19 protein-coding genes are annotated in these 22976 nt (G+C 63.1%); 4 read left to right on the top strand and 15 right to left on the bottom strand.

All coding sequences use genetic code 11. The features are described from left to right. The first annotated feature begins 14 nt into the window (after positions 1–14). On the top strand, positions 15–428 hold the full coding sequence (locus ACFY68_RS22420; RefSeq protein WP_346615340.1) for a VOC family protein: 414 nt from the start codon (positions 15–17) through the stop codon (positions 426–428). A 56-nt stretch (positions 429–484) separates the two neighbouring features. Here ACFY68_RS22420 and ACFY68_RS22425 read toward each other — a convergent pair whose 3' ends face one another. From ACFY68_RS22425 to dksA, 14 genes are all read right to left on the bottom strand, one after another. Further along, positions 485–3421, bottom strand: a complete 2937-nt coding sequence (locus ACFY68_RS22425) for a DUF748 domain-containing protein (protein WP_387531856.1) — start codon at positions 3419–3421, stop codon at positions 485–487. Between the two features lie 78 nt (positions 3422–3499). Next, positions 3500–4369 (bottom strand): oxygenase MpaB family protein, encoded by an 870-nt coding sequence (locus ACFY68_RS22430; RefSeq protein WP_387531859.1) that lies wholly within the window; start codon positions 4367–4369, stop codon positions 3500–3502. Between the two features lie 42 nt (positions 4370–4411). Continuing rightward, on the bottom strand, positions 4412–6346 hold the full coding sequence (acs, locus tag ACFY68_RS22435; protein ID WP_387531862.1) for an acetate--CoA ligase: 1935 nt from the start codon (positions 6344–6346) through the stop codon (positions 4412–4414). 129 nt (positions 6347–6475) lie between these two features. Further along, positions 6476–6838: a hypothetical protein gene (locus ACFY68_RS22440; RefSeq protein ID WP_387531865.1), complete on the bottom strand. Its 363-nt coding sequence runs from the start codon at positions 6836–6838 to the stop codon at positions 6476–6478. Between the two features lie 132 nt (positions 6839–6970). Further along, a complete protein-coding gene (gene pgi / locus ACFY68_RS22445; RefSeq protein WP_387531868.1) occupies positions 6971–8635 on the bottom strand; it encodes a glucose-6-phosphate isomerase in 1665 nt (554 codons plus the stop codon). A gap of 150 nt (positions 8636–8785) precedes the next feature. Then, entirely contained in the window at positions 8786–9649 is an 864-nt protein-coding gene (panC, locus tag ACFY68_RS22450; RefSeq protein WP_387531871.1) for a pantoate--beta-alanine ligase, read from the bottom strand. Further along, positions 9646–10446, bottom strand: a complete 801-nt coding sequence (gene panB, locus ACFY68_RS22455) for a 3-methyl-2-oxobutanoate hydroxymethyltransferase (RefSeq protein WP_387531874.1) — start codon at positions 10444–10446, stop codon at positions 9646–9648. The genes panC and panB overlap by 4 nt, the downstream gene beginning before the upstream one ends. 250 nt (positions 10447–10696) lie before the next feature. Then, entirely contained in the window at positions 10697–11176 is a 480-nt protein-coding gene (gene folK, locus ACFY68_RS22460) for a 2-amino-4-hydroxy-6-hydroxymethyldihydropteridine diphosphokinase (RefSeq protein WP_387531877.1), read from the bottom strand. Continuing rightward, the gene (locus ACFY68_RS22465) at positions 11173–12561 is read right to left on the bottom strand and encodes a polynucleotide adenylyltransferase PcnB (RefSeq protein ID WP_346615348.1); all 1389 of its coding nucleotides are present in this window, start codon (positions 12559–12561) and stop codon (positions 11173–11175) included. Before ACFY68_RS22465 ends, folK begins: the two co-directional genes overlap by 4 nt. 735 nt (positions 12562–13296) lie before the next feature. Next, positions 13297–14742 (bottom strand): sigma-54-dependent transcriptional regulator, encoded by a 1446-nt coding sequence (locus ACFY68_RS22470; protein ID WP_387531881.1) that lies wholly within the window; start codon positions 14740–14742, stop codon positions 13297–13299. Positions 14743–14746: 4 nt separating this feature from the next. Further along, a complete protein-coding gene (locus ACFY68_RS22475) occupies positions 14747–17722 on the bottom strand; it encodes an ATP-binding protein (protein ID WP_346615350.1) in 2976 nt (991 codons plus the stop codon). Beyond that, the gene (locus ACFY68_RS22480) at positions 17706–17882 is read right to left on the bottom strand and encodes a hypothetical protein (RefSeq protein ID WP_003250005.1); all 177 of its coding nucleotides are present in this window, start codon (positions 17880–17882) and stop codon (positions 17706–17708) included. The genes ACFY68_RS22475 and ACFY68_RS22480 overlap by 17 nt, the downstream gene beginning before the upstream one ends. 227 nt (positions 17883–18109) lie before the next feature. Beyond that, the gene (gene gluQRS / locus ACFY68_RS22485) at positions 18110–18997 is read right to left on the bottom strand and encodes a tRNA glutamyl-Q(34) synthetase GluQRS (protein WP_387531884.1); all 888 of its coding nucleotides are present in this window, start codon (positions 18995–18997) and stop codon (positions 18110–18112) included. A 64-nt stretch (positions 18998–19061) separates the two neighbouring features. Further along, positions 19062–19508, bottom strand: coding sequence for an RNA polymerase-binding protein DksA (gene dksA / locus ACFY68_RS22490; protein ID WP_346615351.1), 447 nt, complete (start codon positions 19506–19508; stop codon positions 19062–19064). Positions 19509–19718: 210 nt separating this feature from the next. On the opposite strand from dksA, the gene ACFY68_RS22495 reads away from it, so the two are divergent. Further along, positions 19719–20891 carry a pyridoxal phosphate-dependent aminotransferase gene (locus ACFY68_RS22495; RefSeq protein ID WP_387531887.1) on the top strand — a complete coding sequence of 391 codons (1173 nt, stop codon included), beginning with the start codon at positions 19719–19721 and terminating at the stop codon, positions 20889–20891. Beyond that, entirely contained in the window at positions 20892–21605 is a 714-nt protein-coding gene (sfsA, locus tag ACFY68_RS22500; RefSeq protein ID WP_387531890.1) for a DNA/RNA nuclease SfsA, read from the top strand. Here sfsA and ACFY68_RS22505 read toward each other — a convergent pair. Continuing rightward, on the bottom strand, positions 21595–21912 hold the full coding sequence (locus ACFY68_RS22505) for a Rieske (2Fe-2S) protein (protein WP_387531893.1): 318 nt from the start codon (positions 21910–21912) through the stop codon (positions 21595–21597). The genes sfsA and ACFY68_RS22505 overlap by 11 nt on opposite strands. Before the next feature lie 149 nt (positions 21913–22061). On the opposite strand from ACFY68_RS22505, the gene ACFY68_RS22510 reads away from it, so the two are divergent. Beyond that, positions 22062–22946, top strand: coding sequence for a hemin ABC transporter substrate-binding protein (locus ACFY68_RS22510; protein WP_387531895.1), 885 nt, complete (start codon positions 22062–22064; stop codon positions 22944–22946). Positions 22947–22976 lie beyond the last annotated feature (30 nt).

Consider the following 22976-nt stretch of genomic DNA (forward strand, 5'->3'; position numbering starts at 1 on the left):
ATGGAGTCGCGCCAATGTCCGAATTACCTGCTCGCCCTGGTCGCCTGAACGGCCTTCGCCACATTGCCTTGCTGGTGCCCAACCTGGAGGAGTGTGAGCGCTTCTATGTCGACGTGTTGGGTATGGAAGTGCTGAATAGGGCCAACGAGGACTTGGTCTACCTGACCTGCGGCAACGACAACCTGTCGCTGGGGCGTGGAGCAGGGGCTGCGAATGGCCTGCAGACGCTGGATCACTATGGGTTTATCGTCGACAGCGTCGAGGAGCTGGAAGCCTGGTATCAGTACTTCAAGGCTCATGGCGTGACCTTGCTGGACAGGCCGTTCAACCATGGGGATGGTGCGCGCAGCTTCCACCTGCTCGACCCGGCGGGGAACAAGGTGCAGCCCCTGTACCACCCGGCGGTGTCGGGGCAGCGATTGGGTTGAGCCTGCACCGGCCCTTAGCGGCTTCAGCCGCGAGGGGTAGGACTTGCATACGGAGATTACTCGGCATCCAGATGCATCGGGGTAATCACCCGGCCATCTGTCTCGGCCTGCCCCAGCGTGGTATCGATGAAATACACCCGATCGTCTTCCAGCTTGCCCTTGTCGACCAGGTAGTCCTTGATGCTGCTGGCTCGCTCCTGGCCCAAGGTACGCAGCAGTGGGGCGCTCTCGGCCCATGACTTGATCACGGCATCGCGCAGCTTGGTGGCGCGCTCTTCGCGGCCCAGTTGTTCCCATTCTGCCGGGGGCTGCTGCTTCAGGCGGGTACGGTAGATACCTTCGAGCATGGCCGGTTTGTCGCTGTCGTCGACCACCAGCATCGAGGCATTGGCCGGCACCTTGTCGCCACGCCGTTGCAGGATCTTGTACCAGGTAGCCTGGTATTCGCGCTCCAGGCGCTGTTGGGCGATCAGCGGGCCATCGCTGCTCTGCGCGCTGGTGCCTTCGATCTCCAGGCGCAGCTCTGGGCGTTCCTTGAGTGCCGAGGCGAGTTTGTTCAGGGCCGACTGCGCATCGCCCGAGAGCTCGCTGGAGCCTGGGGCGAACGAGACGTTGCCGAGGTCTTGCGAGCCGCCACCGGCAATCAGCCCGCCGATGAACTTGAACGGTGCCTGGGCCGCACGCAGCACCAGGTTGCGCAGGGTCTGCCAGACGATCGGCATCACGCTGAACTGAGGGTTGTTGAGGTCGCCGGTCACCGGCAGCTCGATCGAGATCTTGCCTTCGGTGTCTTTCAGCAGTGCGACTGCCAGACGAATCGGCAGGTCGACCGCGTCCGGGCTGTCGACCTTTTCACCCAGCTGGAGCTGCTCGACCACAACCTTGTTTTCGGCCTTCAGCTGGCCATTGGTGATCAAGTAGTGCAGGTCGAGATTGAGGCGCCCCTTGCGGATGCGGAACCCGGCGAACTTGCCGGAGTAGGGCGTCAGCGTGGTCAGCTCGACGCGTTTGAAGCTGGTGGCAATGTCCAGGCTGGCCATTGGGTTGAATGGGTTTAGCGCACCTTTGATGGTCACCGGTGCATACCGGTCGACCTTGCCCTTGATATCCACTTTGGCCGGCGCCGGCTTGCGGTTGTCGATGGTGCCGACCTGGCCATTGAGCTGCTGTACGGCTGTGGCGAAGTTGGGCGTCAGGGTAAGGTCGGCGAAGTTGGCCGAACCGTCGTTGATGCTGATCTGGCCGATACGGATACCCAGCGGCTTGCTGTCGGGGGCGCTGGCCGGCTTGGCCTGGCTCGATGCAGGTGCACCGGCAGGCTGCGGAATCAGCAGGTCATCGACATTGGTGGTGCGATCTTCGTTGATGATGAAGCGGGCATAGGGCTGCAACAGGGTCACCTTGTCGATCGACAGGGCATCGCCGTGCACGTAGGCCAGGCCGTCCACATTCACCTGCTGCCATTTGACGAAGTCGCGGTCCTTGATGGTGTCGAGGGTATGCAGCTGATTGACCTGCGCCTTGCCGGCCACGGTGAAGGCCAGTGGTTCGGTGCTTTTCAGGTCGACCTTGAGGTCGCTGGCGAGCATGCCGCTGCGCAGCTCAAGGCGGATGAACGGGCTGATATAGGCCTGGGCGACACGCAGGTCGATGTCGCGCGTGCTGACATCGAGCTTGGCGGTGACCGGCGCCAGGTTGACCTCGCCGGTGGCCTGTAGCTTGCCCTGCTTGCCGATACCCGTGTCGAGCTTGAGGGTGAAGGGGGACTTGTTGAGGCTGTCGAAGCCTTGCATGTCCAGGTTCAACGGGCCGACGTCCAGCGCTACCGGTTCTTTCTGGCTACGGTCGGCCAGATGCACCTGGTAATTGCGCAGTTGCACGTCTTTGAGCAGTACCTGCCAGGGTTTGCTCGGCTCCTTCGCAGCTTTTTCTTCGGGGGTGGGCTCGGCCGCTGCCGGTGCCTCTTTTTCTTTCGTCGTGGCCTTGGCCGGCTGGCTGGCAAAGAGCTTCTGCCAATCGAGCTGGCCATCCTGCTCCAGCGCTGCCCACGTCTCCAGTTTTTCGCTACGGACTTTGCCGACGGTCACTAGTTGCTTGGCCAGGTCGATTGAGGTCTCACTGACCTGCAAACTGGCCAGGCGAGCCAGTGGGCGCCCATCAGGGGCCTTGATGGCGAATGGGGCGACGCGCAGGGACGTGTTGTCGAGCAGCAGTTCGGTGGTCTTGGACAGGTTGAGTTTGTAATGGGTATCGAGGTTGAGTACCCCGTCATCCAGCACCAGCGGCACGGCATCGCGCACATACGGCCAGAACAGCTTCATCTGGCCATCGGTGATTTTCAGCGTACCTTCCGAGGCGATCGGTGCCAGGCCCAGGGTGCCGCTCCAGTCGATGCGGCCACCGTTCGGGCCTCGCGCCACCAGGGTCATGTCGGCATTGTCATCGGGCAACGTGCTGAGGTTTTTCAGCTCCAGGTTCATGTCGTCGTAGAGGAACTCGATCGGCTCGCTCGGGCGCTGGTCCTCGAAGTGCAGGTAACCACCGCTGAGCTTGATGCTGCCGATGCGCAACGGGAATGGATCGCTGGGCGGCTGGTCGGGCTTGGCTTCGCTGGCCGGCAGCTTGAACAACTGGGTCAGGTTGAGGGTACCGTCCTTGGCGAACAGCACTTCGTTGCGGGGTTTGTCGAGCTCCACGGCCTGCAGGCGCAGGGCACCACTCCACAGGCTGTCCAGCGCAAGGTTGGCGTACAACCGTTCGAAGCCGACCTGCTCCTTGCCCGGCTCGCCGATCTGCAAGCCCCACAGCGTGAGTTCCAGGCTGAACGGGTTGAGTTCGATGCGTTGCAGGTGCGCCGGCACGGTGGCGTATTGCGCCAGCTGCTGGTTGGCGATGCGCAAGGCGACACCCGGAACGATTAGGAAGCCAAGCAGGCTGTAGAGGGCCACGAGAGCCAGCAGTGCGCCAAGGGCGCGAGTCAATCCTTTGTACATGTGTCGCTTCGTCTGTCTAAGCCGGAGTGCTTGGAGTATGGCAGGTTAAATCGGTTCCGCTGATGCGCTCATTCGCCCTCACTCGATGCCCATGCGGCGCTTGGCCCGGTGCGCCGAACCGTCACGCATGGCCCAGCGCAATACAGGAGCGGTGCGTTTGAGCCCCAGGCGGATCATGCGCTGTTGCAGCGGCCCCTGATGAAGGCCGAGCATGGTCTGCGCCCAGCCGGGCAACAGGTCGATGCCGGCGTGCAGCATCAGCTTGCCTACCGGTTCTGCCAGCCGGCTTGGGGCCGGCGCTGCGAGCAGGATACTCACCACCTCCAGGCTGCGTGCGTCGCATTGCAGCGCTGGGCGCATGTGCTGCAGGTAGTCCTCGACCTGCTGGCAGGAGCGCGGTACATCGCGGGCACCCAGGCGCTCGGCAATCAGGGCGATCTCATGGTAGTAGGCATCCTGGTCGGCGCGCGACAGGCCTGGGTCACGATAACGCAGGTGGGCTGCCAGGAAGCTGCTGACTTCGGCCACGTGTACCCAGGTCAGCAAGTCGGGGTCGCTGGCAGCATACGGGCGGCCATCGAGGGCTGTTCCGGTCACCTGTAGATGGATGGTGCGCACTTTTTCGATCAGCCACTCGGCGTCGCGGGTCGAGCCGAATGTGGTGCCGGAGATGAACTGGCTGGTACGGCGCAGCCGGCCGAGCAGGTCCTGGCGAAAGTTGGAGTGGTCCCATACCCCTGCGAGCGCCAGCGGGTGCAGTACCTGCAGCATCAGGGCGCTGATGCCGCCCACCAACATGCTGGGAAAGTCGCCATGTACACGCCAGCTGATACTGTGCGGGCCAAACAGGCCAGGGTCCCCTTTGGGGGATTCCAGGTCGAGCTGGCCGAGGGCCAGCCCGGTGAGGCTCATGACCTGGGTTTCGATGCGGCGGCGTAGGGCTTCCATGGCGACCTGTCGTTCAGGGCGGCCATGAACAGGTGCCGCCGGCTATTGATTGAGGCGTGTGTCGATCAACCCCTGTACCACGCTCGGGTCGGCCAGGGTCGAGGTATCGCCCAGGCTGTCGAGCTCGTTGCAGGCGATCTTGCGCAGTATACGCCGCATGATCTTGCCGGAGCGGGTCTTGGGCAAGGCCGGGGCCCACTGGATCAGCTCGGGTTTGGCGAAGCTGCCGATCTCTTTGCTGACCAGCGCCAGGAGTTCGGCCTTGAGCGCATCGTCCGGCGTCACGCCGTTCATGGTGGTGACGAACGCGTACACGCCCTGGCCCTTGAGGTCATGCGGGTAACCAACCACGGCCGCTTCAGCGACGCTGTTGTGCAGCACCAGTGCGCTTTCCACTTCAGCAGTGCCGATGCGGTGGCCGGAGACGTTGATCACATCATCGATGCGGCCGGTGATCCAGTAATCGCCGTCGGCGTCACGGCGGGCGCCGTCCCCGGTGAAGTAGTAGCCGGGCATGGGTTTGAAGTAGGTGTCGACCATGCGCTGGTGGTCACCGTAAACGCTGCGGATCTGCCCCGGCCAACTGGCCTTGATCGCCAGCAGGCCCGCACCGGGGCCTTCAATTAGCTGGCCTTTTTCATCCAGCAGCACGGGCTGCACACCGAACATGGGCTGGGTCGCGCAGCCAGGCTTGAGGGTCTGCGTGCCGGGCAGCGGGGTGAGCATGATGCCGCCGGTTTCGGTCTGCCACCAGGTGTCGACGATGGGGCAGCGTTTTTGCCCGACCTCTTCGAAGTACCATTCCCAGGCCTCCGGGTTGATCGGCTCGCCGACGCTGCCGAGCAGGCGCAGGCTCTTGCGTGAGGTGCCCTGCAGCGGCCCGGAGCCTTCGCGCATCAGCGCGCGCAGTGCGGTGGGGGCGGTGTAGAAGATATTGACCTGATGCTTGTCCACCACCTGCCAGAACCGCGAAGTATCAGGGTAGTTGGGCACGCCCTCGAACATCAGTGAGATCGCGCCATTGGCCAGCGGGCCATAGACGATATAGCTGTGGCCGGTCACCCAGCCCACGTCGGCGGTGCACCAAAACACTTCGCCCTCGCGGTAGTCGAACACCACCTTGAAGGTCAGGGTGGCCTGCAGCAGGTAGCCGGCGGTGGTGTGTAGCACGCCTTTGGGCTTGCCGGTGCTGCCGGAGGTATAGAGGATGAACAGCGGGTCTTCGGCCTCCATCGGTTCAGGCGGGCAGTCGTCACCGGCTTTTTCGGTGGCCTGGACGTACCACAGGTCACGGCCTTCGCTCCAGGCCACATCGCCACCGGTGCGGCGCACCACGAACACGCTGCTGACGTCCGGGCAACTGGCCAGGGCCTTGTCGACGTTCTGCTTGAGCGGGATGCGCTTGCCGCCGCGGATACCTTCATCGGCGGTGATGACGGTGCGGCAGTCGGCGTCGAGGATACGATCGCGCAAGGCGTCCGGGGAGAACCCGCCAAACACCACCGAATGGATGGCGCCGATGCGTGTGCAAGCGAGCATGGCGTAGGCGGCTTCAGGGATCATCGGCATGTAGATGCATACCCGGTCGCCTTTCTTCACACCCCGTGCCTTGAGTGCATTGGCCAAGCGACAGACCTGCCGGTGCAGCTCGCGGTAGGTGATTGGCTTGGAATCATTCGGGTCATCGCCTTCCCACAGCAGGGCAGTCTGCTCACCGCGCTGGGCCAGGTGGCGGTCGATGCAGTTGTAGCTGACGTTGAGCTGGGCACCGTCGAACCAGCGGGCCTTGCCGGTTGTGAGGTCGCATTGCTGCACGCTGGACCACGGTTTTATCCAGTCCAGGCGCTGGGCCTGTTCGGCCCAGAAGGTGTCAGGGTCGTCGACCGACTCGCGATAGAGGCGGCGGTATTCTTCGCTGGAGAGGGCGGCGGACTGGCTGACGGCCAGGGCCTCGGGGTAGTCGCGGATATCGAACATGGCAGGGGTCCTTTGCGCTTGTGGGGGCGATGGACTGCAACGGCTATTCGATGGACAAGTGTAGTCAGGCAGGGTTCGCCTGGCCTTGATAGACAAAGGGCCCACCTTGATGGTAAGCCCTGTGTGTAGTCAGTTGGCTGACGGGCGGCCGACTTTCCAATAGAGGTAACCTAGCCCGATTGGCGCTATGAAGATGGCCAGGAACCAGCACGTCAACATAGTCATGACCTTGACCAGCAACATCAGCAGTGCAGGCACCGCGAACAGGTTGTTGCCCATGATGAAGCCGACGATGCCTTCGTACACGAAGCGTGCATAGGGGTACAGCACGGTGCTGATGAGTGCCAGGGTAATTTCGCCCACTGGCAGTTCGGGCGAAGCGTTGACCTTGCCGCTGATGAAAATCGCGCCAATGATTACGCCAAATACCAGCTGGCGGAAGTAATAGTCCGATTTCATGCTGCCAAAGATCGTGGCCTTCAGCCTGTCCATAAGATCCCTCTCGATGGTGTGGTGGTTGATGTGGCGCACCTTAACAAGATGTAACGGCGCATGCCAGCCTGGGATAGGCTGGCGCGAGGGGGCTGTTTGTCGAGGTGGGGCCGCTGACGGCCCCGGGTGCCATCAACCGCGGTGACGGCCGCGGAAGTAGTTGATCAGGCCTTGGGTCGAGCCGTCTTCGGCGCTGTCTTCCAGGCTACCGACGATGCGCTGGTAGACACCTTTGCCCAGCTCCTTGCCCAGCTCCACACCCCATTGGTCGAAGGCATTGATACCCCAGATGACGCTCTGCACGAAGACCTTGTGCTCGTACATCGCCACCAGCGCGCCGAGGCGCCGTGGGCTGATGCGCTCGACCACCAGGGTGTTGCTCGGGCGGTTGCCCGGGATCACCTTGTGCGGCGCGAGCTTTTCGATATCGGCTTCGTTCAGGCCCTTCTGGCGCAGTTCGGCCTCGGCCTCTTCGCGGGTCTTGCCCAGCATTAGCGCCTGGCTCTGCGACAGGCAGTTGGCGTACAGCCACTGGTGGTGGTCGGCCACCGGATTGAAGCTCACCACCGGGACGATGAAGTCCGCCGGAATCAGCTGGGTGCCCTGATGCAGCAACTGGTGGTAGGCATGCTGGCCGTTGCAGCCAACGCCACCCCAGATCACCGGGCCAGTGTCGGTCTTCACCGGCGTGCCGTCGGTCATCACGCTCTTGCCGTTGGACTCCATGTCCAATTGCTGCAGGTGCTTGGTGATGTTGCGCAGGTAATGGTCGTACGGCAGGATCGCGTGGCTGCGAGCACCCCAGAAGTTGCCATACCAGACGCCAAGCAGGGCCAGCAGCACCGGCATGTTCTTGTCGAAAGGCGCGGTCTGGAAGTGCTGGTCCATGGTGTAGGCGCCAGACAGCAGTTCCTTGAAGTTGGCGGTACCGATGGCCAGGGCAATCGGCAGGCCGATGGCCGACCACAGCGAATAACGCCCGCCAACCCAGTCCCACATCGGGAAGATGTTTTCTTCGCGGATGCCGAAGGCCACTGCGGCGGCCTTGTTGCTGGAAACCGCGATGAAGTGGCGATAAAGCTCGGCTTCCGAACCGCCCTGGGCCAGGTACCAGGTACGCGCGGCCATGGCGTTCTTGAGCGTTTCTAGGGTGTTGAACGACTTGGACGAAACGATGAACAGGGTGGTTTCGGCGCGCAGGCTGGCCGACAGCTCATGGAATTCGCTGCCGTCGATGTTCGCCAGGTAATGGCAGCGTACGCCACGCTGGGCGTAGGGCAGCAGGGCTTCAGACACCAGTTCCGGGCCGAGGAACGAGCCGCCGATGCCGATATTGACCACGTCGGTGATCGGCTTTTCGCTGTAACCGCGCCACAGGCCGTCGTGAATACGCCCCACCAGCTCGGTAATCTGGTTGAGCACCTTGTGCACTTCGGGCATCACGTTGACACCGTTCACGCTCAGCTTGTCACCCACCGGGCGGCGCAGGGCGGTGTGCAGCACGGGCCGGCCTTCCGAGGCGTTGATGATCTCACCGCTGAACATCGACTTGATCGCATCCTGCAGGCCGACTTGTTCGGCCAGGTTCACCAGCAGGTCGCGGGTTTCTTCGTTGATCAGGTTTTTCGAATAGTCCAGGAACAGGCCGCAGCTGCTCAGCGAGAACTGGTCGAAGCGCTTGGCGTCGGCGGCAAAGGCTTCGCGCATGCTGAAACCTTGCATGGCGTCGCGGTGCTGCTGAAGGGCCTGCCAGGCGGGCAGGGCCGTAACATCGTGGGGTGTACGGTAATACGCCATTGCGCAGAGTTCCTTAATGCGTGGTGGTGCTTGGACAGGGCAGTGGTTGCCGGGTTCAGGCTGGCCATCATTATAGGCAATGGTTTGAAGCAGGGAATGGGGCGGGGAGGGGATTTTGGGGGGGGGCCGCGAAAGCAGCCCCCCTCACCGTCACGCGGTCTTTTCGTCCAGATGCAGGTACAGGTTGTCGATCAACCGGGTGTTACCGAGGTAGGCGGCAACCAGAATGACCAGGTCACGGTCATCGAGCATGGCCGGGCGCAGGTGCAGCGCATGGCGCACTTCCAGGTAGTCCGGGCGCAGCCCGGCTGCTGTCAGTTGAGCCTGCCCGTCGGCAACCAGCGCGGCAAAATCGCGCTGGCCACGCTTGATGGCCTCGCCAATCTGCTGCAGCGTACGGTACACGACCGGTGCGGTGGCGCGCTGTTCAGCAGTCAGGTAACCGTTGCGCGACGACAGTGCCAGGCCATCATCGGCGCGCACGGTTGGTTCGCCGATGATCTGGATCGGCATGTTCAGGTCGCGCACCATGGCGCGAATCACTGCCAATTGCTGGTAGTCCTTTTCTCCAAAGACGGCGAGGTCAGGCTGCACCATGTTGAACAGCTTGCTGACCACGGTCGCCACGCCCTCGAAATGGCCTGGGCGGCTGGCGCCGCACAGGCCTTCGGAAAGGGCTGGCACGCTGACGCGGGTCTGCACGGCCATGCCGTCGGGGTACATTTCCTCGACAGTGGGTGCGAACAACAGGTTGCAGCCGGCCTGAAGCAGGCGCTCCTGGTCGGCGGCGAGGGTGCGCGGGTACTTGTCGAGGTCTTCGTTGGCGCCGAACTGCAGCGGGTTGACGAAGATGCTGGCGACGACGAAGTCGGCGCGCTGGGCTGCTTTAGTCACCAGCGCGGCATGGCCGCTGTGCAGGTTGCCCATGGTCGGCACGAAAGCGATACGCTTGCCTTCACCGCGGGCGCGCGCGACGGCGGCGCGCAGTTCACGGACGGTCTTGACTGTGTTCATGCGCTGAATCCGTGCTCACTCGCTGGGAAACTGACGTCTTTGACGGCCTTCACGTAGGCCGCGAGGGCGCTGGCGATGTCTGGCTGGCCGGCCATGAAGTTCTTCACGAACTTCGGTACCCGGCCGCTCAGCGACAGGCCAAGCATGTCGTGCAGTACCAATACCTGGCCATCGGTGGCGCTGCCGGCGCCAATGCCGATTACCGGGATGCCCACCGCCTGGGTGATTTCGGCCGCCAGCTCGCTGGGCACACACTCCAGCAGCAGCATGGCTGCACCGGCCTGTTCCAGTGCGATTGCATCGGCACGCATCTGACGGGCCTGTGCTTCCTGGCGCCCTTGTACCTTGTAACCGCCCAGCACGTTGACGGTTTGTGGGGTCAGGCCCATGTGCGCACACACCGGCACGCCTCGCTCGGCCAGCAGGCGGATGGTTTCGCCCAGCCAGGCGGCGCCTTCCAGCTTGATCATATGGGCGCCGGCCTGCATCAGTGTGGCGCAGTTGGCAAACGCCTGCTCGGGCGTGGCGTGGGCCATGAACGGCAGGTCCGCAAGAATCAGCGCGCCATCGTTGCCGCGTTTGACGCAGGCAGTGTGGTAGGCCATTTCCGCAGTTGTGACGGGCAGCGTGCTGTCATGGCCCTGCAGGACCATGCCCAGCGAGTCGCCCACCAGCAACACTTCGACACCGGCCTGGCTGGCGGCCTTGGCGAAGGTCGCGTCGTAGCAGGTCAGCATGGTGATCTTTTCACCCTTGGCCTTGAGGCCGTGAAGGGTGGTCAGGGTTACTTCAGGCATGTAGGAAATCCTCGTTCAGGCGCTGTGAAAAACGACTGCGAACAACGCGTGTAGTCATCTTCCGGAGCGGCACATCATCGCGTGTGATGTTCGGGCACAGGTCCGTCCGGGCCTAAATACGGGTACGCGGCACTTTGGTGCCACACGGGACGCCTATAGTCGTGAGCGAGGTGGGGGAAGTCAATCACCCTGTTACCGCATTGTTACTAACAGGGTGTTACTGGCGTTACCTTCGGCTGGAAGCCCCGTATTACAGGCGTTCCAGGCCGACGAATGGGCAGGCTTCGAGCAGCTGCGCCAAGGGGCGGCCATCTGCCAGGTGGAAGTCGTCTGCCACCAGCTCGGCCAGCGGGTACAGCACGAAGGGGCGTGCGTGCATGTGGTAGTGCGGCACCTGCAGGCGCGGCACATCGATGACCTGATCACCGAACAGCAGAATATCCAGGTCGAGCGTGCGCGGGCCCCAGCGTTCCTTGCGCACGCGGCCCTGGCCATTCTCGATGGCTTGCAGGGCGTCGAGCAGGGCCAGGGGTTCGAGCTGGGTGTCCAGGGCCGCGACGGCGTTGGTGTAACGCGGTTGGCCAGGCAGCAGCGAGTCGCTGGTGTACAAGGCCGAAGCAGCCGCCAGGCGGGTGCCATCGACCTGATCCAGCGCCTGCAGGGCGCTGTTCAGTTGCTCGGCCGGTGCATCCAGGTTGCTGCCCAGGCCGATGTAGGCGCGAGTGATCACTCGAACGCCTCTTCGCCGCCTCGTTTGCGCTTGCTACTGCTACGTTTGCGCTTGCGCGGGCCAGCACCGGTGCCTTCATCACGGCTGCCCAGCTCGCGGATCATCTCGCGGCGCTGGCTTTCGTTGGCGTCCTGGTAGTCGGTCCACCACTGGCCGAGGTCATCGGTTTCTTCGCCAGCACTTTCGCGCAGCAGCAGGAAGTCGTAGCCGGCGCGGAAGCGCGGGTTGTCGAGCAGCATGTCGGCGCGTTTGCCGCTGCGGCGCGGCAGGCGCTCCTGCATGTCCCAGATTTCGCGGATTGGCAGTGTGAAGCGCTTCGGAATGGCGATGCGCGCGCACTGCTCGGCGATCAGGTCGTGAGCTGCACCGTTCATTGCCGGGATCGGCGGCACGCCTTGGTTCTGCAGGTGCAGAACACGGCTTGGCAGGGCTGGCCAGAGCAGGGCGGCGAACAGGAACGCCGGGGTCACCGGCTTGCCTTGCTTGACGCGCAGGTCGGTATTGTTCAGCGCCTGGCTGATCAGGGTGTGGGTGTAGGTCGGGCGTTCGTCCAAGGCCTGCGCACTGGCAGGGAACAACGGCTCGAACAGCTCCAGGTCGACTAGCATCTCGAAGGCCATCGCACCCTGGCCGCTGAGGAACAGCTTGAGGCATTCCTCGAACAGCCGCGCTGGCGGGATTTCGCGCAGCAGCGGGGCCAGGCCGCGGATCGGCTGGAAGGTGTGCTTCTCGATGCCAAAGTCGAGTTTGGCCGCGAAACGCACGGCGCGCAGCATGCGCACCGGGTCTTCCTGGTAGCGGTGGGTCGGGTCGCCGATCAGGCGCAGCAGGCGGTTGCGGATGTCGTGCACGCCGTTGGCGTAATCGAGAATGCGCTCGCTGACCGGGTCGTAGTACAGGGCATTGATGGTGAAGTCGCGGCGTTGCGCGTCCTCTTCCAGGCTGCCGTACACGTTGTCACGCAGGATTCGACCACTGGCATTGTGCGACGAACGGTGGCTGTCGCCCTGGTCGTCGTCCGAGTGGTGAGCGCGGAAGGTGGCGACTTCGATGATCTCGCGGCCGAAATGCACGTGGACCAGCTTGAAGCGGCGGCCAATGATGCGCGCATTGCGGAACTCGGCACGGACCTGTTCGGGGGTGGCGCTGGTGGCGACGTCGAAGTCCTTGGGCGTGATGCCCAGGAGCAGGTCGCGGACACAGCCACCGACCAGGTAGGCCTGATAGCCCGCGCTCTGCAGGCGCTCGACGATGTTCACCGCATGGCGGCTGAACTGGTGGCGCTGCAGCGAATGTTGGCTCTTGTTGATCACCTCAGGCGTGGTGCGCTTGTGGTGCTGGCCCGCTACGGGAGGGCGGAAAGACTGGAACAGCTTCTTCAGCATGGGATGCACTGTGTGAAGGAATGTTCGGCCAAGAATAGGAGAATGGCCGCATGATGGGCGGGGATTCTAGCATTTACTCGGGGAATGGTGTAGGCGGTAGCAGGGTGGTCTGCCAGAAGGGAGAAACGACAAGGGGAGCCTAAGCTCCCCAAGAAGTCGTTGCGTGCTCTTATTGTTTTTTTGCCGGGCTTCTTGTTTTTGTTGAGTGCCCTGCCCACAAATCTCAAAGCTTGTGGACGACCCCCAATCCAGGGGTTAAGAGCAAACGGATTGCTTTGGCCGCTGATGTCACGTTGACCTTTCGATCCAACCAGTTCAGGCGCTGCTTTTTAGTGCAGTTTTTGTTGTTCTCTGCCTGGTCGTGGGGCAAGCCCCAAACACGCATCCTCTCCAAAAGAATCAGTTAGCTGCGCCTCCGCCGTCTTGTTTTTATTGTGCGTGAGCCGTTTCGTCTTGTTCTTATTCTGAGTTGCAGTGCTTGTTATTGTTCTTGTACTAAGGATATAGCAGATGGCGTGCCAACTTTGCGAAACCCAATGAAATCAGGGGGTTGGGCGGATTTGGCGAAAATGCGACGGTGGAAATCCGAGGGATTTCGTTACCGTATGCCTCGGGACTGTTACGTCGGGGAAGGGTGGGTAACAGATTTTTGCGGGAACTGATGTGTTACCGGAAAGCGTGGTGGCCCCGCAGGCATCGCCGGGTTACGACGACGCCTGCGGGGCCACAGATCAATCATTCGCTCGTGGCGTTGCTCTTGCGCCGCGGGATGCCCAGGCGCTGGCGGCGCTCCCACAGGCATTTGCGGCTGACACCCAGTTTGCGCGCCAGCTCGGTCTCGGTCATGTGGTCCTGATGCTCGAGCACGAAGTGCTGGAAGTAATCTTCAAGCGACAGGTCCTCGGTCGGCTCATGGCTGGCGTTATTGGCACTGGCGCCAGCCGCGATCAGGGCGGTGTCGAGCAGGTCGTCATCGTCGAGGTCGCCCAGTTCGATATCGATGCCCAGCAGCTCGGCGGAAATTTCTGCGCTTTCGCTCAGAATCACCGCACGCTCCACTGCGTTCTCCAGTTCGCGCACGTTACCAGGCCAGCTGTAATGGCGAATGGCTTGCTCCGCCTCGGCCGAGAAGTGCAGATCGTCACGGCCGATGCGTGCGCTCTGGCGGGCGAGGAAGGCACTGGCGATCTCGTTGACGTCGCTGCCACGCTCGCGCAGGGCTGGCAACTTCAGGGCGATCACATGCAGGCGGTAATAAAGGTCTTCGCGGAACTGGCCAGCTTTGGCCAGATTCTTCAGGTCACGGTGGGTCGCGGCAATCAGGCGCACATCGACCTTTTGCGACTGTACCGAACCGACCCGGCGAATCTCGCCTTCCTGCAGCACCCGTAGCAGACGGGCCTGGGCTTCCAGTGGCAGTTCGCCGATTTCGTCGAGGAACAGGGTGCCGCCGTCCGCGGCCTCCACCAGGCCTGCCCGCCCGGCGCTGGCGCCGGTGAACGCGCCTTTTTCGTGGCCGAACAGCTCCGACTCGATCAGGGTTTCGGGAATGGCCGCGCAGTTCACCGAGATCATCGGTGCCTTGGCGCGCCGCGACAGGTTGTGCAGGGCGCGGGCCACCAGCTCTTTACCGGTGCCGGACTCACCCTGGATCAGCACGTTGGAGTCGGTAGGCGCCACCTTGCGGATCTTGCTGTACATGTCCTGCATGGGTGGGCACGAACCGATGATGCCGATCTCGCCATTGGCCGACGCCGGGCTGGCTTTTTCACCAGGCGCAGCCTTGCCGTTGCCCCGGGCCTCGGCAACCGGGGCTGGCGCCGGAGCGTTCTGCCGGTCGCGCAGGATGCGCGCGACCGCCTGGAGCATCTCGTCGTGGTCGAAAGGCTTGGCGATGTAGTCCACCGCGCCCATTTTCATCGAATCCACCGCCGAGCGCAGGCTGGCGTAACTGGTCATGATCAGCACTGGAGTGCCCTGGCCGAGCTTGATCAGCTCGGTGCCCGGCGCGCCGGGCAGGCGCAGGTCACTGACGATCAGGTCGAAGGTCGCAATGCTGAAGCGTTCCTGGGCTTCCTGCACCGAGCCGGCTTCGCTGACCTGGTACTGGTTCCGCTCGAGCAAACGACGCAAGGCCGAGCGGATGATGGTTTCGTCTTCGACGATCAGAATGTGCGGCATTGATTCAATTCTCTCGACGGTCTCGAATTTCAGGGGACGTCGCTACGACATGCCGGGGCAGGGTCACGCGGATCCGTGTGCCACGTTGCCGTTCGATGTCGGCAGGGCTGTCGATGGTGATTTGCCCATAATGCTCTTCCACGATGGAATAGACCAGAGCGAGCCCCAGTCCGGTTCCTTCGCCTGGGTCCTTGGTGGTGAAGAAGGGTTCGAACAGGCGGTCCATGATGCTTTTCGGAATACCGCTGCCCTCGTCTTCGACGATCAGGTCGACGGTGTGCTCGCTGACATCGCTGCGTACGCGCACGGCGCTGCCGGGCGGCGAGGCGTCGCGGGCGTTGGAGAGCAGGTTGATCAATACCTGGGCCAGGCGTTGCGGGTCCCCCTCGGCCCAATGGTCGGGGTCGCAGAGGTTGAAGAACTGTACTTCGAAATTGCGCCGGTTCAACGCCAGCAGACCGATGGCATCCTGCGCCACTTCGGCCAGGCATACCGGCTCTTCGCTGTTCTGGTGGCTGCCGCCAGCGTGGGCGAAGCTCATCAACGACTGGACGATGCGCGAAACCCGTTTGGTTTGTTCGAGGATCTGGCTCGACAGCTCGGTGATCTCGCCATCGCCTTCGCGCTCTTCGCGCAGGTTCTGCGCCAGGCAGGCGATGCCGGTGATCGGGTTGCCGATCTCGTGGGCCACCCCTGCGGCCAGGCGGCCAATGCTGGCCAGGCGTTCGGAGTGCACCAGTTTGTCTTCGAGGGCCTGGGTTTCGGTAAGGTCTTCGACCAGTAGCACCAGGCCGCTATTGCCCGGTGCCAGCGGTTCGTCGATGGCCGCCTTGTGCAGGTTCAGCCAGCGCGGTTGGCCATCCAGCGCCAGGCGTTGCTTGTGCAAGTGCTCGTCGGGCACATCGATGAAGCCCTGCAGCAAGCCGCGCCAAGGCTCACCGATGGTCACCAGGCGTGAGCCCACCACGTGCTTGGCGGCGATGCCGGTCAACTCTTCCATGGCCTTGTTCCACATCAGGATTTCCTGGTCCTTGGCCAGCGAGCAGACGCCCATGGGCAGCTCCTGCAGGGTCTGGCGATGGTAGCGGCGCAGGGCATCGAGCTCGGCAGCCAGGCCGGTGAGGCGCGAATGGTAGTCTTCCAGGCGGCTTTCGATGAAGTGGATGTCTTCGGTCACGTAATTTTCGTTACCGGACTTGTACGGCAGGAAGGTCTCGACCATGTCCTGGGCCACACTTGGGCCCATCAGGCCCGAGAGGTTGGCCTCGATACGGTCGCGCAGGCGGCGTAGCGCGTAAGGGCGACGCTCGTCGAACGGCAGGTACAGGTCACGCAGCGCCTGCTCGACCTCCTTCTGTGCGGCCTTGGCACCCAATGGCTTGGCCAGCTGGGTGGCGAACTCCTGCGGCGAGGCGGCATGCAGTTCGCGGCGCTGCGGGCGGCGCACGTTGTCCACGGCGCACGCCTCAGCGGCGCTGACTTCTTCGCTGCTGGCATTGGTGAACAACGAAATCAGTGTGAACAACAGCACGTTGGCGGCCAGCGAGGCGATCGCCGCCATGTGCCAACTGGTGTCGTCCAGCACATAGATCATGTCCAGCAGCGGAATATAGAAGCCCTGCAGGTTGCCCAGCAGCGGCAGCAGCATGGTCACCATCCACACCAGCATCCCGGCCAGCAGGCCGGCGATGAAGCCGCGGCGGTTTGCGGTGGGCCAGTACAGTACCGACAGCACGCCAGGCAGGAATTGCAAGGTGGCGACGAAGGCGACGATACCCAGGTTGGCCAGGCTCTGGTGGTTGTTCTGGGTCAGGTAGAACATGAAACCGGCGGTGATGATGGCGACGATCAGCGCGCGGCGGGTCCATTTCAACCAGCGGTAGATGTTGCCTTCGGCCGGTGGCTGGTACAGCGGCAGTACCAGATGGTTGAGCGCCATGCCGGACAGCGCCAGGGTGGTGACGATGATCAGCCCGCTGGCAGCCGACAGCCCACCGACGTAGGCCAGCAGTGCCAAGGCCTCGTTGTTGGCGGCGATGCCCAGCCCCAGGGTGAAGTACTCGGGGTTGGTGCTGGCGCCCAGCCGCAGGCCGGCCCAGAGCACCAGTGGCACGGCCAGGCTCATCAGCAGCAGGAATAGCGGCAGGCCCCAGCTGGCGCTGACCAGCGAGCGTGGGTTGAGGTTTTCGGTAAAGGCCATGTGGTACATGTGCGGCATGACGATGGCCGAGGCGAAGAACACCAGCAACAGGGTGCGCCACGGGCCCTCCTGCAACGGGGTGTGCAGCGCCGCCAGGGCTGTCTGGTTCTGCAGCAGCCACACTTCCAGCCCGTGAGGGCCGCCGAACACCCCGTACAGGGCGTACAGGCCAACGCCGCCGAGGGACACCAGCTTGATCACCGACTCGAAGGCGATGGCGAACACCAGGCCTTCGTGCTTCTCGCGCGTGGCGATGTGGCGTGAGCCGAAGAAGATGGTGAACAGGATGATCAGCGTACAGAAGGCGAAGGCCACCCGGGCCTTGACCGGTTCGCCGGTGAGGATGCTGATCGAGTCGGCCACCGCTTGAATCTGCAGGGCCAGCAAGGGCAGCACGCCAATCAGCATGAAGATGGTGGTCAGTGCGCCGGCCCAGGTACTGCGAAAGCGGAAGGCCAGCAGGTCGGCCAGTGACGACAGCTGGTAGGTGCGGGTGATCTTGAGGATCGGGTAGAGCAACACCGGCGCCAGCAGGAAGGCCCCCGACACCCCCAGGTAACAGGCAAGGAAGCCGTAGCCATATTGATAGGCCAGGCCCACCGAGCCGTAGAAGGCCCAGGCGCTGGCGTAGACGCCGAGCGACAGGGTGTAGGTCAGCGGGTGGCGAATGATCGAGCGGGGGATCAGCCCGCGCTCGCTGATCCAGGCCACGCCGAATAGCACCATCAGGTACGCGGCGCTGATCAAGATCATCTGGGTCAGGCTAAAGCTCATCGGCATCTCGTTGGCTCTGCAGGATGAAGGTGACGACGATCAGGATCAGCCAGAGCAGGTAGGGGCGGTACCAAGCTCCGGTCGGCTCGATCCACCAGTCCATGATGGCCGGGGAGAACAGGTAGATCCCCACGACCAGAAGCAGGACCAAACGATAGATGTACATGCTGGCCTCGATGGTTGGGCGCTGCGGGCTTGGACTTATTATTGGTGCAAATGGCGGGGCCGATGCTAGCGGGAATCGACAGGGTTAGCCAAGGGTTTGAAATTATTGGGCTTTTGTTTTTGAGAGGTGGGTTGGCAGTTCCGGCCATTTCCCAAGTGCGCCGCAGCCTCAAGGCACGCCACCGTACCTGTAGGAGCGGGTTCACCCGCGATGAGGCCGGTGATACCTCAGTACAGGTCAGCCTCAGGCAGCGTCGCGCGATTCGCAATCGCCTCCGGCCGCCACTGCTGACGTGCTGTTGCCAGTACTTCAGCCGGCGTCGCCGTCAACATGCGAGGGTCAGTTTCCTGGCCTAAAGCGCGCAACGCCCGCAACAGCAACGGCGTTGCCTGATCAACCTCAAGCGGCGGCGAACGGTACGACTTGCCCAGTTTGTGCCCATCTGGCTGGACGATCAGCGGTATGTGCAGGTACCGCGGTTGGGAGAAGCCCAGCAGCTCCTGCAGGTACAGCTGGCGCGGCGTGTTGTCGAGCAGGTCGGCCCCGCGCACGATATCGGTAACACCTTGCCAGGCGTCGTCCAGCACCACTGCCAGCTGGTACGCATAAAGCCCGTCACGGCGCTGGATCACGAAGTCGCCCACTTCCCGCCCCAGATGCTGTTCGTAAGCACCTTGCACGCGGTCGTTGAAGCGGTAGATCAGCTCAGGCACCCGCAGGCGGATTGCGGCGCCTTCGCGCGCATGCCCGGCGTTGCGGCAAAAACCTGGGTAGATGCCGTTGTAGCCTTCCAGCTGCTTGCGCGAACAGGTGCAGGCGTAGGCCAGGCCCATGTTGAACAGGCGGTCTACCACCGCGCCGTAAGCGTCGTGGCGCTGGCTCTGGAACACCACCTCTCCATCCCATTCCAGCCCATAGCGTTCCAGGGTTTGCAGGATGGCATCGCGGGCACCGGGCATTTCCCGGGGCGGGTCGGTGTCTTCCATGCGCAGCAACCAGCGGCCGTTCACAGCGCGGGCGTCGAGCCAGGAGGCCAGGGCGGCGACCAGCGAGCCGAAGTGCAGGAAACCGCTGGGGGTGGGGGCGAAGCGTCCGATGTAGCGCGAGTCGTTCATGGGCAGTGGTGTTTCTGAAAATGAAACGGGGCGCATGATGCGCCCCGTTCGGAGGAGAGAAGGATCAGCCTTTGCCGACTGTCTTTTCCTTTTTCTCGGCGATTTCCTTGCAGTCGAAGCACAGGTCCGCAGTGGGGCGTGCTTCCAGGCGACGCAGGCCGATCTCGATGCCACAGGAATCGCACCAGCCGTACTCTTCGTCCTGGATCTTCTGCAGGGTCTTGTCGATTTTCTTGATCAGCTTGCGCTCGCGATCGCGGTTGCGCAGCTCGAGGGCGAATTCCTCTTCCTGGCTGGCGCGGTCAGCCGGGTCGGGGAAGTTGGCCGCTTCGTCCTTCATGTGCGTTACGGTCTGGTCCACGCTCGTCATCAGCTCGAGCTTCCAGGCCCCCAGAAGCTTGATGAAATGCTTGCGCATGGGCTCGCCCATGTACTCTTCGCCCTTGGTCTCTTTATAGGGCTCTACACCGTACATGGTCTGATTGGTTTTCTGCTTTTCTACGGTGGACATGAATAGACCGCCTCTTACTCATCTGATCCAATGCGCAGGATGCTCCATCTCCGGCACCCGCCGGCCCTGCGACTGCGAGCCGCCGAACTTACCAGATAGATCGGGGGTGCGCTAGCCCGCCCGATCCTACGTGTTGACAGCGCCATGCAGCGTACGTTCGGTGCCGTGCGAAGGTAGAATCACCAGTTTAGACCCAATTGAGAGAAGGTCATGGCCCACCCCTACAGTGCGCGCAGCCGCGCCATCGAACCCTTTCACGTCATGGCGTTGCTGGCACGGGCCAACGAGCTGCAGGCGGCCGGCCACGACGTGATCCACCTGGAAATCGGCGAGCCGGACTTCACCACCGCCGCACCGATCGTCGAGGCCGGCCAAGCCGCGTTGGCTGCCGGACATACTCGTTACACCGCCGCACGAGGCCTGCCGGCCTTGCGCGAGGCAATCGCCGGCTTCTATGGCCAGCGGTATGGCGTGACGGTCGACCCTGAACGTATCCTGATCACCCCGGGCGGCTCTGGTGCACTGCTGTTGGCCAGCAGCCTGCTGGTCGACCCAGGCAAGCACTGGCTGTTGGCAGACCCGGGTTACCCGTGCAACCGCCACTTCCTGCGCCTGGTCGAGGGCGGTGCGCAGCTGGTACCGGTGGGCCCTGAAGTGAACTACCAGCTGACCGCCGACCTGCTTGACCGTCACTGGGACCAGGACACCGTAGGTGCCTTGGTCGCGTCGCCTGCCAACCCGACCGGCACAGTGCTCGACCGTGACGAACTGGCCAGCCTGTCCAAGGCTACCCGTGCGCACAACGGCCACTTGGTGGTTGACGAGATCTACCATGGGCTGACCTACGGCATGGATGCACCGAGCGTCCTCGAGGTGGACGATTCGGCCTTCGTTCTTAATAGTTTTTCCAAGTATTTCGGCATGACCGGCTGGCGCCTGGGCTGGCTGGTCGCCCCGCCTGATGCCGTAGCCGACCTGGAGAAGCTGGCGCAAAACCTCTATATCAGTGCCCCGAGCATGGCCCAGTACGCGGCCCTGGCGTGTTTCCAGCCAGAAACCCTGGCGATTTTCGAAGCGCGCCGGGCCGAGTTTGCCCGCCGCCGTGATTACCTGCTTCCCGCCCTGCGCGAACTGGGCTTCCGTATCGCCGTCGAGCCGCAGGGCGCGTTCTATCTATATGCCGACATCAGCGCCTTCGGCGGCGATGCCTTCGCGTTCTGCCGGCACTTTCTGGAAACCGAACACCTGGCCTTCACGCCGGGCCTGGACTTCGGCCGCCACCTGGCCGGCCATCATGTGCGCTTTGCCTACACCCAGAGCCTGCCGCGCCTGGAGGAGGCGGTGCAGCGCATCGCCCGTGGTCTGCGGAGCTGGAAGGCCTAGATGATGTTCTTTCCTTTACTCGAACAGGGGCGCCTGCTGCGCCGCTACAAGCGGTTTCTGGCCGATATCGAACTGGCGAGCGGCGAGCAGCTGACCATCCACTGCCCCAACACCGGCTCCATGCTCAACTGCATGCGTGAAGGTGGGCAGGTATGGTTCAGCCGCTCCAACGACCCCAAGCGCAAGCTGCCCGGCACCTGGGAAATCAGTGAGACGCCCCAGGGCCGGCTGGCGTGCATCAATACCGGCCGCGCCAACGCGTTGGTCGAAGAGGCGCTGCGCGCCGGGGTGATCCGCGAGCTGGCAGGCTTCACTGCGCTCAAGCGTGAAGTGGCCTACGGCGAAGAAGGCAGCCGCATCGACTTTCGCCTGGAATTTGCAGGCGGGCCGGCCTACGTCGAGGTGAAAAGCGTGACCCTGGGCTACCCGGACACGGCCGTGGCCGCCTTCCCGGATGCTGTCACCCAGCGCGGTGCCAAACACCTGCGCGAGCTGGCAGCGCTGGCCCGGCAAGGTATTCGCGCTGTGCAGCTGTACTGCGTCAACCTCACCGGTATCGAGGCGGTACGGCCTGCGGAAGAAATCGATGCGGCCTATGCCAAAGCACTGCGCGCCGCAGTGGCGGATGGGGTAGAGGTGATGGCCTACGGCGCGCGGCTGGACGCCGAGCACATCGTCATCGACCGCCCGCTACCGGTGCTGCTCAACCCTTGAGCCAGATGCCCTGGCTGTCTTCCAGGCAGGCCAGGGCCTGCAACGCTTCACCTTCGCAGGGGCCGGCCACGCATTCGCCGCTTTCGATCAGGAACAATGCACCGTGATGGGCGCAGTGGATCAGGCTGGCGCTGTCATCGAGAAACGCGTCCGCCTGCCAGTTCAACGGGATACCCCGGTGCGGGCAGCGGTTACGGTATAGATGTACCTGGCCCTGGCGACGCACGCCGAACAGTTCGATGCCAGCTACGCTGAAGGCGCGGCTGTGGCCTTCGGCCAGTGCAGAAGAAATACAAAGGAAGTGCATTGCAGGGACGGCTCGCGAAACAAAGTGATGGCTTGACGCGTCAATGCGAATAATTATCAAATTGCCTGCATTCGCTGCGCCCGGCTGTCTATGGTGCGCAGTTCCGCCGTTCGCCACAAGGCGTGTGGCCCGCCTCCAGAAGGAATCCGATGATGCGTCGTCCTGCTGCCTTGCTCGCCTTGTGCGCAGCGCTTGTTGCTTCCACCCAGGCCCTGGCCGCTGACCTGCCGCAGCGTTGGGTCAGCGCTGGCGGCGCCTTGAGCGAGTGGATCAGTGCGCTGGGCGGCGAGCCGCGCCTGGTGGGGGTGGATACCACCAGCCAACACCCTGAGTCGTTGAAGGCGCTGCCAAGCATCGGTTATCAGCGGCAATTGTCGTCCGAGGGCATTCTCAGCCTGCGCCCGGATTTGCTGGTAGGCACCGAAGAAATGGGCCCGCCCCCGGTGCTGGCACAGATCCGCAAGGCCGGTGTTCGAGTCGAACTGCTGTCCAGCAAGGCTGATCTCGCGGCCGTCGATGCCAACCTCAAACAGCTGGGTACGCTGCTGGGTGCCGAGCAGAAGGCTGCGCAACTCGCTGCGGGTTATCACCAGCAGCTTGAGGCATTGCAGGTGCAGGTCAAGCAGGCCCAAGCCAGCCACAAAGCGCCGGGCGTGCTTTTGCTGGTGGGCCATGCTGGGGCCAAACCGCTGATTGCCGGGCAGGGCACTGCGGGTGACTGGCTGCTGCGCCAGGCCGGGGCGCGCAATTTGGCCGAGCACCAGGGCTACAAGAATTTCTCCAATGAGGCGTTGGCCGCGCTGGACCCGGATGTGGTGGTGTTCTCTGACCGCGCTCTGGTCGGCGACCAGGCGTTGCAGGCTTTGCTCAAGGAAAACCCGGCCTTGGCTGCCTCCCGTGCGGCCCATGATAAACGCCTGGTGGCACTTGACCCGACGCTGCTGGTCGGTGGCCTGGGCCCTCGCTTGCCGATGGCGTTGCAGGATTTGGCGGCGGCCTTTTACCCAGCGGCAAAGGTCAGCCTCACGCAATGAAGCAGCGAGTTCAACCGCGTACGCTGATCA

The organism is Pseudomonas sp. NPDC012596 (assembly GCF_042902325.1).
Taxonomy (GTDB): Bacteria; Pseudomonadota; Gammaproteobacteria; order Pseudomonadales; family Pseudomonadaceae; genus Aquipseudomonas.

Excerpts from the sequence above, each read along its gene's own strand:
- ACFY68_RS22420 (WP_346615340.1), top strand. The coding sequence starts at position 15 with ATGTCCGAATTACCTGCTCGCCCTGGTCGCCTGAACGGCCTTCGCCAC.
- ACFY68_RS22425 (WP_387531856.1), bottom strand. The coding sequence starts at position 3,421 with ATGTACAAAGGATTGACTCGCGCCCTTGGCGCACTGCTGGCTCTCGTG.
- ACFY68_RS22430 (WP_387531859.1), bottom strand. The coding sequence starts at position 4,369 with ATGGAAGCCCTACGCCGCCGCATCGAAACCCAGGTCATGAGCCTCACC.
- acs (WP_387531862.1), bottom strand. The coding sequence starts at position 6,346 with ATGTTCGATATCCGCGACTACCCCGAGGCCCTGGCCGTCAGCCAGTCC.
- ACFY68_RS22440 (WP_387531865.1), bottom strand. The coding sequence starts at position 6,838 with ATGGACAGGCTGAAGGCCACGATCTTTGGCAGCATGAAATCGGACTAT.
- pgi (WP_387531868.1), bottom strand. The coding sequence starts at position 8,635 with ATGGCGTATTACCGTACACCCCACGATGTTACGGCCCTGCCCGCCTGG.
- panC (WP_387531871.1), bottom strand. The coding sequence starts at position 9,649 with ATGAACACAGTCAAGACCGTCCGTGAACTGCGCGCCGCCGTCGCGCGC.
- panB (WP_387531874.1), bottom strand. The coding sequence starts at position 10,446 with ATGCCTGAAGTAACCCTGACCACCCTTCACGGCCTCAAGGCCAAGGGT.
- ACFY68_RS22465 (WP_346615348.1), bottom strand. The coding sequence starts at position 12,561 with ATGCTGAAGAAGCTGTTCCAGTCTTTCCGCCCTCCCGTAGCGGGCCAG.
- ACFY68_RS22470 (WP_387531881.1), bottom strand. The coding sequence starts at position 14,742 with ATGCCGCACATTCTGATCGTCGAAGACGAAACCATCATCCGCTCGGCC.
- ACFY68_RS22475 (WP_346615350.1), bottom strand. The coding sequence starts at position 17,722 with ATGCCGATGAGCTTTAGCCTGACCCAGATGATCTTGATCAGCGCCGCG.
- ACFY68_RS22480 (WP_003250005.1), bottom strand. The coding sequence starts at position 17,882 with ATGTACATCTATCGTTTGGTCCTGCTTCTGGTCGTGGGGATCTACCTG.
- gluQRS (WP_387531884.1), bottom strand. The coding sequence starts at position 18,997 with ATGAACGACTCGCGCTACATCGGACGCTTCGCCCCCACCCCCAGCGGT.
- dksA (WP_346615351.1), bottom strand. The coding sequence starts at position 19,508 with ATGTCCACCGTAGAAAAGCAGAAAACCAATCAGACCATGTACGGTGTA.
- ACFY68_RS22495 (WP_387531887.1), top strand. The coding sequence starts at position 19,719 with ATGGCCCACCCCTACAGTGCGCGCAGCCGCGCCATCGAACCCTTTCAC.
- sfsA (WP_387531890.1), top strand. The coding sequence starts at position 20,892 with ATGATGTTCTTTCCTTTACTCGAACAGGGGCGCCTGCTGCGCCGCTAC.
- ACFY68_RS22505 (WP_387531893.1), bottom strand. The coding sequence starts at position 21,912 with ATGCACTTCCTTTGTATTTCTTCTGCACTGGCCGAAGGCCACAGCCGC.
- ACFY68_RS22510 (WP_387531895.1), top strand. The coding sequence starts at position 22,062 with ATGATGCGTCGTCCTGCTGCCTTGCTCGCCTTGTGCGCAGCGCTTGTT.